This window comes from Limosilactobacillus gorillae (assembly GCF_001293735.1).
Classification (GTDB): Bacteria; Bacillota; Bacilli; order Lactobacillales; family Lactobacillaceae; genus Limosilactobacillus; species Limosilactobacillus gorillae.
Genome location: NZ_BCAH01000048.1, coordinates 1 through 11,367 on the forward strand (window position 1 = coordinate 1; position 11,367 = coordinate 11,367).

Here is an 11,367-nt window from a genome sequence, read left to right on the forward strand (position 1 = left end):
CACCGTATCATATCGTGCCTTAACGGTTCGATAGGTTGACTGTACCATTTGGGAGTTGAGCTTTGGTGACTCATTCCGCAGATACCGGTACATGTCTTTCTGGAAGACCTTTTGATTGGCATTAAAATGTCCATCAAAATACCATTGGCTGACAATATTGCACAGACGTTGGTATTCCTTAGTCACCGCCTTAAATAGCGCTATTTGTTCCTGCGTTGGATATAGTCGAATCTTAGCAGTCAGCGTTTGTTGCATTGCATCCCCCTCCTTTCCTTTAATCATATCTATATTATACTGATTAAAATAGTTAAACTAAAAAAGAACGCCAACGGGCGTTCGTGAAGAGCCTTATATCCCCATGACTAAAGTCACGGGTATTACGGCTTAGGCATAATAAAAAAGGCTTTCCAACCCCGAGGGTTCGGAAAGCCTTTCAATTATAAAGATTGTTAGTATTTTATTAATCGATTTCGATGTGCTTGCCATCATCTGGCTTCATAGTCAGCTTTGGTAGGGTAAGGAGTAAGACCCCGTCGGTATACTTAGCGTTAACCTTTTCCAGATCTACGTCTGGCAGGCGGTACTGACGGCTCATTTGCCCGTAACGACGCTCGGAATGCAGGATATTACCTTCCTTGTCCGATTGGTCGTCAAAGGTGTCCCGATGACCCGTGATCGTCAAAAGATCGTTATTGTAGGAAATATGAATGTCCTTCTTGTCAAAACCAGGCATATCAACCTTAACCCGATATTCCTTGGCAGTTTCAGCAATATCAGTCTTCATGTAGTTACTATTAACAAACGGAAGGTTGGTGTTGTTAAAGAAGCTATTACCAAACCAATCCTGCATCATGTCACCAAAGAGGCCGTTATTATTACGTTGTAGTTCATTAGCCATGATAAGACTTCCTTTCAAGAATCTTTTTATATTACCTTCAACACCTTTATCATATCGTATTTAAAAGATTGCACAAGTCTTTTTAACAGTCATCGCTTACTACTATGCAAAGCCTACTTTAAAAGTTCACTAATCACCCGCCAAATGTTATTTTCTCCCCTTTGTGACCACATTGGAAAATTATTTATTTTTTGATAATATGATCGAAAAATCATTTTCTAAAACTAATGTGGTCACGGACCATCTTCATATTTTGACGTTCCTCTGTTCGCCGAGCCCGACGGTTAACGTAGGTCTCCATTAGAAAAACCTGTTCACTATCTTCACCTACCAGACGATAATCACTGAAGTCAGCTGCCTCGTCGATCGCCACGTAGGTCATAAAGCAGGTAAAGCCCAGCGACCGCTTGCCGGTCGCCATTTCTTCATCAATCACCTTGGCAAAGACCTCAATTGACCGCTTCCCAATTCCGGTAACGTAGGCCTGCAGTTCAGCTGCATCCCCCAGGACAAAGGGCTTGGCAAACTGGACGTGATCCATGCTGGCGGTTACCACGGTTCCTTTGGCGAGACGAACTGCTGCCAGGGAGGCCTCGGCATCAACCATTGCCAATAGTTTTCCCCCAAACATTGTTTCATGTTCATTTAAATCCGCACTCATCACCCGGTGAGTGGTCACCACCCGGGTTTGGTTACAGGTAATTTCTTTCACTACGTTAACACCCCTTTCACCTCCTTATTGTAACCGAAAATTAGCTACTGATGAATCAAAAAAAGGATGTGACAATCTTGTCACACCCTTTTTTATCGATATTAGATATTAGATTTTAGTACCAACCATGACTTTGCCAGAAGGCTTGGGCTGCCGTCCAAGAGCCGTAACGATTAGCAACGTATTGATCAGCAACCCTATCCTGGTTGGCTGCCGAGTAGTCACCATTTAGATAGGAACTATTAAGTTGGTATTTCCCGTAGTATTGTCCGTTTTGAGCAGTATAAGAACCACTAGATTCGCGGGCAGCAATCCATGCTTTAGCTTCTTCATCTGAAGAACTCAGGTTGGAAGAGTAGTTACTTGAAGTCGACGCGGCCGTTGAAGTGGCCGCTGGGGTCGTGGCTTGGCTAGTAGCTTGTTGACTAGTAGCAGCCTGACTAGCGGCAGCGGCTTGATTAGCGGCGGCTTGGCTAGCTGCAGCAGCACTTTGGGCAGCAGCTAAACTATCTGCAGCCGCCTGGCTTGCGGCTGCGGCACTATCGTCAGTCTGAGCCTGACTTTGGGAGCCAGCATTAGCAGATGGCAACGTTGCGACTTCATTAGCCGTGGCAGAAGTAACTTCACCATCATCTTTGACTACTAACTTTTGACCAACGTAAATCAGGTTCTTGTTAGCGATATTATTTTCAGATGCGAGCGTATTAACGAAGGCATAATTGTGACCGAACTGGCAGGAAATCCCGGAAAGCGTGTCCCCACTCTTAACGGTGTAAATGGAATCTGCGTTCGCGGACACCGTCGTTGCAACGGTCCCCAACGCAACGGCGCCGGCAATGGTTGCGGTAAGTTTCATAGCTTTCTTATTGAGCTTCATTAAAAAGAATCCTTTCTTTTCGTATCAGTACATGTTCGTCGTTTCTATGTTGAATACTATACTCACTTTTAATTACCGTGAAATAACAGCAATTTTTCAATCCAAATTGCTTTGTAACTTTTTGTAACACAGTTAGTTAAAAATAGAGCGCCCTTTCACCCTTCAACCGCATGGGGGACATAGGAAAGAGTTCCATTTTGAAACCGCCACCGAATTAAGGGGAGGAGTGTAATATTTTCCCCCAAAAATCTACCAACTTTTTTTGATTTTCTTATTTGAAGCATTTAAAATCCGTTTTTCACCCTTTTTTGTTACATGACCGTAATTTGCAATAAATGCCCCCGAAAGGTCGCTAGTCCTTTCGGGGGCATTTATCTTCTATATTATATGGGCTAAATTATATGGGCTAAGTTAGACGCCATCGTTCTAAGTAACCGTCGGTTTGACCAGATGCCAACCGTAAAGACACGGCTAGCTCGGGAAAACAACCCCAGCGACTAGCATCATCAGCCAGTTCAAGCGGGGCGCTCCCTTTCAATTAACTAGACTAACTTATTATGACGCGAAGGCATCAAGAGGTTTAAGATGATCGCCGTGATAGCGGCTACCGCAATTGGTGATCCCAACAGGTATTGGATCATTTGCGGTGCGGCGTTGGTGACCTTGCTTGGTAAGAGGACTAACGCCAAGGTCAAGACAATTGGCAACCCAATGATGTACAGGTCGGATTCACCAGTCTTTTGCTGGCGAATAACGTTCAGCCCGTTAAGCATGATCGTTACGGTGATGATCGCAAAGACTCCACCGATTACTGGGGCTGGAATCGCCGCTAAAAAGGCAGACAGTTTAGCGAAGAAGCCCAAGACGATGAACCAGCTCCCAGCAGCAATGAAGACACGCTTAGAGGCCACCCCTGTAATTGAGATTACCCCAGCATTAGTTGAGTAACCGGTCACCGGTGTCGTCCCGGCTAAAGCAGCGACCAGGCAGGAAAGCCCCTCGCCAATGATCCCACGGTTCCACTGACGACTCGTAATCTCGTGATTGGTGACGGCCCCCATGGCAAACCAAGTTCCCGTCGTTTCCGTCGTTAAGATCGCGTAGATAATGATGAAGGTCAAAATGGAAGTTAGGTTAAATGAGACTCCCCAGTGAAGCATCGTCCGCTGTGGGAAGGAGAACCAGGCCGAATCGGCAACTGACTTCCAATCAAAACGCCCCATCGAAGCCGATGTCAGTGTCCCAACCAGAAGGGCGATTACGATCGACCCGGTCTTAAATAGTTTTTGTACCCGCGGAAAGCGAATTGAAATTGCCACGCAAATCAAGAGGGTCAGTGCCGTGATCGAAGCCAACTCAATGTTTTGGTAAATATCACCGCTTGCCTCAAAGATATTATCGTTTAAAGCCGAGGGAATCAAGGACAGTCCCACACAGGTGATAATCGTCCCACCCACCACGGCGGGAACCAAGGCATTAATGATCTTTTGGAAGGCTCCCGACAAGCCAAGCAAGATCAAAACGATTGCTCCGACCACAAGGGCTCCCAGGAGGGTCGCCATCCCGTTACCCTTTAATCCCCCGGAGGCCATCACAACCCCGGCAGCAGCTCCCAATGGTACAAAAGACGGCCCCTGGGAAACAGGCATCTTCATGAAAATGCAGGTCTGTAAGATCGTCCCAATCCCAGCGGCCAGGAAGGTTGATTGTAAAAGGCCAGTTGAATCGGCAGCTCCCATTGCCATCATCCCAGCCAGAATAATTGGCGGCACATACACGTCCATGGCCAAAACGTGTTGTAGCCCTAGTAGAGTCGCTTCCCCAGCCGGTACCGGATCATCCGGACCAACAATAAGTGAACTCTTAACTTGATTTTCCATTTTCTCTCTCTTTCCGTAGCCATTACGCCACTCTTTATTTAGATAATGTTAAGATTCTAGCACCTCTAAAGACAAATGTAAATACGATTGTTCGTTTAAAAAAGCATTTACCCCATTGTTCGGAGGTAAATGCTTTTACGTAGTTCGTGTTTTACTGTTGAAAATGCTGACTAACCATAGCTACCATCTCCCGGGGCGCTTGTACCGCCAGGTGGGCAATCAGGTCGGCTGCCCGTTCAAATCCGCTCTGCTCAAACTGTACCGTGGCTCCGTTTCCTTCGGTCTTGAAGCTGGGACACAGCTCGACATGTTGTTCCTCATCCAGAAGGTAGCTCGCCGAGAACTGTCCCTTAGCCCCAGCTCCATCCAACCAGTCGTTAAAAACAAGCCGTTGGGCCGGGTATCTCCCTGAAGCGGTGGTAACCCTAAGTTCACTATCTTGGGCCTGGTAGGCAGCTACCACCTGACGGCTAACCCGGGCAGAAAAATCGTTAATCTGACAAAAGTTAACCTGGGCTCCCTCACCGAGAAGTAGCTCGGTAGCGTGAACGGCCGGCTTAGTGGTCGCCATTGTTTGGTCATCGATGATCGTGACCGTCACATTAGCCCCCACCAAAATTAGATCGTGATTGTTAGGGTGGTGACGATGCCCAGACAAAATAATGGGAGCCGTAACTTGCTCGCCGTCAGGGACGTAAATAAAGTTACCACCGTTGAGTAGGGCCAAATGGGCGGCGTTTTCTTGACTGGTTTGCCAACCGAGCGCCTTTTCCATCAAGTTTTCCTGCAGTAAGCCGTTGTATTGGGGGGCTGGCTTGAGGAGTGGTTGACGGACCACCGCCCCGCTTGTTCTGACATTTGCTACCGGGTCAACGGTTAAATCGGGGTCGGTCTGCCAGTCCGCCAGGAGAGCTGGATCACCCGCCGGCATCTCCGCTAACAGCCGCAGGGCTAATTGACGTTTTTGCGCTAGCCAAGTAGGCGTAGCGGCGCTGGCACTTTCAATCAAACCTAATAGTTCTTCGTTCATCCGTTCCCCCTAGTGAACTAGCTTATCCCAGATCACGACGTCGCCCTTTTCAAGCGACTTTTGGACGTCAATGATCCGCTGGTTAGAACTTCCCCGAAACTGCAGGGTCAGGTCCTTTTTGGCTAACAAAAATCGACCATCAACTAGGATATCTAATAAGGACAGCATCTCTAGCTTATCTTCCGAATCCTTTAACAGTTCTTCCCAGGTGTAGCCGGTCCACGACCAGATGTCTTTTTGATGACCGAACTCCTTACGAACCCGCTTGATCAATTGTAAGCAAACCTGGGTGTTTAAGAAGGGTTCCCCACCCAATAGGGTTAACCCCTGGACGTAATCGTGGCTAAGGTCTTCAATAATCTGATCTTCCAACTCCTTGGTGTAGGGAGTACCATAGTGGAAGTTTTGGGCCGCCTTGTTATAACAACCAGGACAGTTAAAGAGGCATCCCGATACGTACAGGCTGCAGCGGACACCTTCGCCATCAACAAAGTTAAAGGGTTTGTAGTCGGCGATGTATTGGAGGGAATGGTCCTTAGCGAGCCATTCTTTGGGCATCGGATTGTTTGGCTTTTTCAAACTCTGCGGCATGTTTAATCATTCCTCCTGTCATATGCTTGGCCCGGTGGATAATTTCTTCGTGGCGGCCGTGGACCATTGGCCGTTGCTGAGGATTCCCAAGGTATCCACAGGTCCGTTTAACCACATCACAAGTGGCCGGATCGTGGTTGCCACAGCTTGGGCACTTAAAGCCCTGGGCCGTCGCCTCAAATTCACCCTTAAAACCACATTCAAAACACTGATCAATGGACGTGTTGGTTCCCAGGTAGCCAACGTGATCGTAGGCCCAGTCCCAAACCGCCTCTAAGGCCTTAGGGTTTTGGCGCAGGTTCGGGTATTCGCAATAGTGAATAAAGCCCCCGCCGGCGTACTTAGGAAAGTCCTCTTCAAAGGCTAGCTTTTCAAACGGTGTTGGGTGCTTGCGGACGTCGTAGTGGAAAGAGTTAGTATAGTATTCCTTATCGGTTACGTCGTCCACCTTGCCAAAGCGCTTCAGATCATCCTGACAGAAGGTGTCGGTCAGCGATTCAGCTGGCGTTGAGTAAAGACTAAAGTGGTAGCCCTCCTCTTCTTCCCACTCGGCACACAGGTCGTGCATTCGCTTGGCAATTCCTAAGACAAAGTCATGGGCATCTTGATTGTCTTCCCACTTAGGACCAAAGAAGGTCGCTCCAACTTCGTAGAGGCCAATGTAGCCCAATGACACTGTCGCCCGGCTGTTTTTAAAGACCTCATCAACGGAATCGGTCCGCTTGAGGCGCTTTCCAAAGGCCCCGTACATGTACAAAAGGGGAGCATTTTCCGGCTTAGCTTCCTTGGTCCGCTTAATCCGGTAGTCTAGGGCCTGCTTAGCCAGACGCATCTTTTCATCAAAGATCTGCCAAAAGAGGTCCTGGTTCCCCCGGGCTTCCAGCGCAATTCGTGGCAAGTTGACCGTTACAACCCCGAGGTTCATCCGCCCAGAGTTAATCTCCTTGCCGTTCTCATCTTCCCAGCCCTGCAAGAAGGACCGGCAGCCCATCGGGGTCTTAAAGGACCCCGTTAGTTCCTTGATCTTATCGTACATCAACAGGTCCGGGTACATCCGCTTGGTCGAACACTCCAGGGCCAGCTGCTTAATGTCGTAGTTCGGGTCGGTTGGGTTCAGGTTTAGCCCCCGTTTAACCGTGAAGGTCAGCTTCGGGAAGATTGCCGTCCGGTGCTCCTTGCCTAGCCCCTTGATCCGGATCTTTAAGATTGCCTTTTGAATCTCGCGGGCGATCCAGGAGGTCCCCAGGCCAAAGTTGATCGTGGTGAACGGCGTCTGCCCTTGGGAAGAATAGAGGGTGTTAATTTCGTATTCTAGGGCCTGCATAGCGTCGTAGATATCTTTTTTGGTCTTGGCCTTGGCGTAGTCCTCCCGCTTGTCTTCAGCCACCCACTCTTCGGCATCCCTTAAGTGCTTTTGGTAGTTCTTCATTGCGTAAGGTTCCAGCAACTGGTCAATCCGGTTAGCCGAACAACCCCCGTATTGCAAAGAAGCAACGTTGGCGATGATCTGTGACATCTGAGCCGTAGCAGTTTGAATTGACTTAGGCGATGAAACCCAGGCGTTACCGATCTTGAAGCCATGGGCCAGCATTTCATCAAAGTCAATTAAACAACAGTTGGTCTCTGGCGTCACCGGAGAGTAGTCCAGGTCGTGCCAGTGGATATCACCACGTAGGTGAGCCTTCGCCACCACTTCAGGCATCATCTTAAGCCCCAGCGCCCGTGAAACCACACCGGCTTCCAAGTCCCGCTGGGTGTTAAAAATCTTACTATCCTTGTTGGCGTTTTCGTGAACCACCCGGGAGTTTTCGTCAAAGAGCTGGTTGAGCTTTTGCTGGGGGTCCGTTGCCCGAACAAAGGCGGCATCATCCTCACCCCGTTTTTCGGTGAAGGCCGTTGCCAGGTCAGTCCGGTTAGCTCGGTTGAGGGCAGCACAAACGGCGGAAGCTAACTGAGCAGTAGTGACTGTCTTCTGGTCTTTAAAGGCGTTTACTAAGAACCAGCAGACTTCCTTGGTTAGTTGGTCATCGGCGCCCAGCGCACGCATAACCATGCCGATCTTGTAGCCATAAAAGGGGGTCGTCGTGTTTCCCCGCTTAATTACCCGTAGGCCCTGTAATGGCGCCAGGGCTTGGTTGGTGATGGTTTCTTGCATCTCAATCATTCCTTTCAAGTACGGTCCTTATCATACGGGTTTCCTCGCTCAGATACAACATCTAGTTTTTGATTAATCACTAATTACAAGATATTGTGGTTGAAGTCGCTTAATCGGCCACTTGCTCCTTTTTCCTATTTCACTTAGCGGACCTAGGTGGTTAAAAATCCCTCCCTAACGCCCCTCCTCCCTTTTTTGGTGGATTAGTTAAACCCTAAAATAGAAGGGCGTTGCCGTTTTAATTAATCGATTGATAATCAGCAAAAGAACACGTAACTTTATTTAAGAGGATGAATCAACCTTCATTTGACTAAATAAAAAAGAGCCGTGATGTTTTTTCATCACAGCTCCCATATTTACTACCTACTTAGCCAAGCTCGTACTTGGCGCCCATCCGGCGTTCCAACCAGCCCAGCAGTTGAGCCATTGCCTGCGTCAGAATGAAGTAGATCACGGCGGCAACCAGTAGCGGCGGGATGAAGTTGTACAAGGTTCCACCGACCCCGAGGGCCTCAGCGGTGATTTCTTGAACCCCAATATAGAATAGAACGGATGATTCCTTGATTAAGGTAATAAATTCGTTTCCCATTGCCGGTAAGACATTCCGCAGGGCCTGCGGCAACACGATTGAAAACATGGTTTCCTTTTGGCTCAGTCCCAAGGAAAGCCCCGCTTCAGTTTGGCCGGAAGGGATTGAGATAATCCCGGACCGGAAGATTTCGGCGGTGTAGGCCCCGGAGTTCAGGCCTAGGGCAATTGCCCCGGGGATGATCCGGTCAAGCCCGGACCCTAATACCTGGGTCTGAGGCAACGGCAGGGAACGTGCCAGGAGGTAGTAGACCAGCATTACTTGAATCATTGACGGCGTCCCCCGCACAATGGCGATGTAGGCGCGGGCGATCCACGAAAGCGGCTTAATTTTTGACATCCGCATCAGAACCATTAAGAGGCCGATTAAGAACCCAATGATGACCCCGATGATGGATATGATCATCGTCTGGGCGGTTCCCTCTAAAAAGAGCGGCCAGTATTGTCCTAGAAAATCAAACATGTCCCTTCCTCCTATTAACTATCACTACTTATTGGTATTTTGATTCTGAATTTCTTGTGCCCGCTTGAAAAGCTTGTCCAGTTCACCAGACTTTTGTAGCTTGGTGATTTCTTTATTGATAGCCGCCTTTAGCTTCGGTTCGTTCTTTGGAATGGCGATCGAAATTTCCTTCATGGAAGCCGGTGCCGTAATCTTAACCTTAGCAATTGCATAAGTGTCTGGATATTGGTCAACATATTGTTCAGCCACCTTCTTAGCTAAGACCACCCCATCAAGCTTACCTGACTTCAGGTCGGTTGCTAGTCCTGTGACTAAGCTTTCAGAAACCAGCTTCGCTTTGGTTTGAGTCTTGGCAATCGTTTCCTGGGTTGAAGACTGTTGAACCCCGAAGGAGGCATTCTTAGTATCGGCGACTGTGTTGTACTTGTCAGCGTCGGCTTTCTTAACTAAGAGTGCTTCTTGTTCTGTGTAGTACGGCTTAGAGAAATCCACCGCCTTCTTACGCTGCGGGGTGACGTTCATCCCAGCCAGGGCAATATCAATTTTGTGGTTTTGTAATTCGCTGATGATGGAGGAAAATTCCATGTTTTGTACCTTGAGCTTAACACCCAGGCTGTCAGCGATTTTTTGGGCCACCATGATATCGTAACCGACATATTCCTTCTTACCGTTCTTCATGATCGTAAATTCAAACGGAGCGTAGTCGGCGGTGGTCCCCATCGTTAAGACCCCTTTATCCTTGATCTGCTGTAAACTGTTATCACTCTTCTTTCCACACCCGGCGAGCCCAATCACCACCAGGAATGCTAACGAAAGAACCGCAATCCACTTTTTATTAACCTTCATTTGACCAATCCTCTTTCCTTATTTGAATAATATCTGCATATCTCTTGAATATGTTTTATATATTAACGCTCCCTTACGTGAGAGGCAAGTCTTTTTTAATAAAAATGCGTATTTAACGAGAAAGATACGTTAAATACGCATATTTTATCCTGATATATACAATCAATAGTAATTGATCACTCGTACCAATCCTATTGGAGCTACTTTCATTCACCCATTTCCGTTCCAATGATTATTCATTGCTCCACTGATGGTAATTGTTTTTACGTCATTAACATAGCTTGGGCCTTCACCCATAGAAACTTCAGTAACCAATGGATAGAGGCCCTTTTGATTTATTATGTTCTTAATCAAACTATCCGACCCCATTATTCGCTAGCCGAAATTTTTTACAAAAAAAAAGACGCCCCAATGGACGCCTAGAATTGAATATTAAACGAGATGCTTAAAGGCAACAAGCCTCGAAATGCCTCCGGTGGGGGTCGAACCCACACTCCCAAACGGGAACTGGATTTTGAGTCCAGCGCGTCTGCCAATTCCGCCACAGAGGCAAGATAACAAAGGTGGTAACCGGATTTGAACCGGTGATGAAGGTTTTGCAGACCTCTGCCTTACCACTTGGCTATACCACCATCAAGCATCTACTATTCAATTCATACAATTAGACGGGATAACTCCCGTCTAATTAGAAGGGCGGTATATGGGATTCGAACCCATGCATGTCGGACCCACAAACCGATGTGTTAACCAAACTTCACCAATACCGCCAAAATATTCAGTTGAGCAGGGATAGTAGGAATCGAACCCACAATGACGGTTTTGGAGACCGTAGTTATACCGTTTAACTATATCCCTATAATAAAGTGGAGGAGAGTGGATTCGAACCACCGAACCAAGAGGAACGGTTTTACAGACCGTCGCGTTTAACCAGACTTCGCTACTCCTCCATCAATGGCGCAGGACGGAATCGAACCGCCGACACATGGAGCTTCAATCCATTGCTCTACCAACTGAGCTACTGAGCCATCCTGGTGTAGACTTGCAACCAACGGGCTGCGATGGAGGATACAGGGCTCGAACCTGTGACCCTCTGCTTGTAAGGCAGACGCTCTCCCAACTGAGCTAATCCTCCAAAAAGTGACCCGTACGGGATTCGAACCCATGATACCACCGTGAAAGGGTGGTGTCTTAACCACTTGACCAACGGGTCATAACGGAGAGTAAGGGATTCGAACCCTTGATACAGGCTTTAACCCGTATACAGCATTTCCAATGCTGCTCCTTCGGCCAGCTCGGACAACTCTCCAATTTGCGTGGCAACGTCCTA

Annotated in this window: 9 protein-coding genes, 9 tRNA genes and 1 pseudogene; all 19 read right to left on the minus strand. The window is 47.9% G+C overall.

What is annotated here, in order from left to right:
* A pseudogene (locus AOQ57_RS07700) lies at nucleotides 1-255 on the minus strand (RNA-guided endonuclease TnpB family protein); the annotation flags it as partial.
* 205 nt (nucleotides 256-460) lie between these two features.
* On the minus strand, nucleotides 461-898 hold the full coding sequence (locus AOQ57_RS07705; protein ID WP_093626799.1) for an Hsp20/alpha crystallin family protein: 438 nt from the start codon (nucleotides 896-898) through the stop codon (nucleotides 461-463).
* A 211-nt stretch (nucleotides 899-1,109) separates the two neighbouring features.
* Nucleotides 1,110-1,559: an acyl-CoA thioesterase gene (locus AOQ57_RS07710; RefSeq protein WP_093626815.1), complete on the minus strand. Its 450-nt coding sequence runs from the start codon at nucleotides 1,557-1,559 to the stop codon at nucleotides 1,110-1,112.
* A 166-nt stretch (nucleotides 1,560-1,725) separates the two neighbouring features.
* Nucleotides 1,726-2,487, minus strand: coding sequence for an aggregation-promoting factor (gene apf / locus AOQ57_RS07715; RefSeq protein ID WP_093626801.1), 762 nt, complete (start codon nucleotides 2,485-2,487; stop codon nucleotides 1,726-1,728).
* Nucleotides 2,488-3,029: 542 nt separating this feature from the next.
* Entirely contained in the window at nucleotides 3,030-4,367 is a 1,338-nt protein-coding gene (locus tag AOQ57_RS07720; RefSeq protein ID WP_093626803.1) for a uracil-xanthine permease family protein, read from the minus strand.
* Between the two features lie 151 nt (nucleotides 4,368-4,518).
* Entirely contained in the window at nucleotides 4,519-5,397 is an 879-nt protein-coding gene (locus AOQ57_RS07725) for a SufD family Fe-S cluster assembly protein (protein ID WP_093626805.1), read from the minus strand.
* A gap of 9 nt (nucleotides 5,398-5,406) precedes the next feature.
* Nucleotides 5,407-5,988, minus strand: a complete 582-nt coding sequence (gene nrdG, locus AOQ57_RS07730) for an anaerobic ribonucleoside-triphosphate reductase activating protein (protein ID WP_093626807.1) — start codon at nucleotides 5,986-5,988, stop codon at nucleotides 5,407-5,409.
* A complete protein-coding gene (gene nrdD, locus AOQ57_RS07735; protein ID WP_093626809.1) occupies nucleotides 5,933-8,143 on the minus strand; it encodes an anaerobic ribonucleoside-triphosphate reductase in 2,211 nt (736 codons plus the stop codon). The genes nrdG and nrdD overlap by 56 nt, the downstream gene beginning before the upstream one ends.
* A 367-nt stretch (nucleotides 8,144-8,510) precedes the next feature.
* The gene (locus AOQ57_RS07740) at nucleotides 8,511-9,194 is read right to left on the minus strand and encodes an amino acid ABC transporter permease (protein WP_093626811.1); all 684 of its coding nucleotides are present in this window, start codon (nucleotides 9,192-9,194) and stop codon (nucleotides 8,511-8,513) included.
* 24 nt (nucleotides 9,195-9,218) lie between these two features.
* Complete coding sequence (locus AOQ57_RS07745) at nucleotides 9,219-10,040, minus strand: transporter substrate-binding domain-containing protein (protein WP_093626813.1); 822 nt, start codon at nucleotides 10,038-10,040, stop codon at nucleotides 9,219-9,221.
* A gap of 467 nt (nucleotides 10,041-10,507) precedes the next feature.
* Nucleotides 10,508-10,591: transfer RNA gene (locus AOQ57_RS07750), tRNA-Leu, on the minus strand.
* Between the two features lie 10 nt (nucleotides 10,592-10,601).
* Nucleotides 10,602-10,672: transfer RNA gene (locus AOQ57_RS07755), tRNA-Cys, on the minus strand.
* Nucleotides 10,673-10,732: 60 nt separating this feature from the next.
* Nucleotides 10,733-10,807, minus strand: a tRNA-His gene (locus AOQ57_RS07760).
* A 17-nt stretch (nucleotides 10,808-10,824) separates the two neighbouring features.
* Nucleotides 10,825-10,895: transfer RNA gene (locus AOQ57_RS07765), tRNA-Trp, on the minus strand.
* 9 nt (nucleotides 10,896-10,904) lie between these two features.
* Nucleotides 10,905-10,987 (minus strand) — tRNA-Tyr (locus AOQ57_RS07770).
* Nucleotides 10,988-10,992: 5 nt separating this feature from the next.
* Nucleotides 10,993-11,065: transfer RNA gene (locus AOQ57_RS07775), tRNA-Phe, on the minus strand.
* 34 nt (nucleotides 11,066-11,099) lie between these two features.
* Nucleotides 11,100-11,172: transfer RNA gene (locus AOQ57_RS07780), tRNA-Val, on the minus strand.
* Nucleotides 11,173-11,178: 6 nt separating this feature from the next.
* Nucleotides 11,179-11,250, minus strand: a tRNA-Glu gene (locus tag AOQ57_RS07785).
* Between the two features lie 4 nt (nucleotides 11,251-11,254).
* Nucleotides 11,255-11,346, minus strand: a tRNA-Ser gene (locus tag AOQ57_RS07790).
* Between the last annotated feature and the right edge of the window lie 21 nt (nucleotides 11,347-11,367).

Bases quoted from the DNA above. Each gene is read 5' to 3' on its own strand.
- nrdD (WP_093626809.1), bottom strand. From the start codon at position 8,143: ATGCAAGAAACCATCACCAACCAAGCCCTGGCGCCATTACAGGGCCTA.
- AOQ57_RS07720 (WP_093626803.1), bottom strand. From the start codon at position 4,367: ATGGAAAATCAAGTTAAGAGTTCACTTATTGTTGGTCCGGATGATCCG.
- AOQ57_RS07710 (WP_093626815.1), bottom strand. From the start codon at position 1,559: ATGAGTGCGGATTTAAATGAACATGAAACAATGTTTGGGGGAAAACTA.
- apf (WP_093626801.1), bottom strand. From the start codon at position 2,487: ATGAAGCTCAATAAGAAAGCTATGAAACTTACCGCAACCATTGCCGGC.
- AOQ57_RS07725 (WP_093626805.1), bottom strand. From the start codon at position 5,397: ATGAACGAAGAACTATTAGGTTTGATTGAAAGTGCCAGCGCCGCTACG.
- AOQ57_RS07740 (WP_093626811.1), bottom strand. From the start codon at position 9,194: ATGTTTGATTTTCTAGGACAATACTGGCCGCTCTTTTTAGAGGGAACC.
- nrdG (WP_093626807.1), bottom strand. From the start codon at position 5,988: ATGCCGCAGAGTTTGAAAAAGCCAAACAATCCGATGCCCAAAGAATGG.
- AOQ57_RS07705 (WP_093626799.1), bottom strand. From the start codon at position 898: ATGGCTAATGAACTACAACGTAATAATAACGGCCTCTTTGGTGACATG.
- AOQ57_RS07745 (WP_093626813.1), bottom strand. From the start codon at position 10,040: ATGAAGGTTAATAAAAAGTGGATTGCGGTTCTTTCGTTAGCATTCCTG.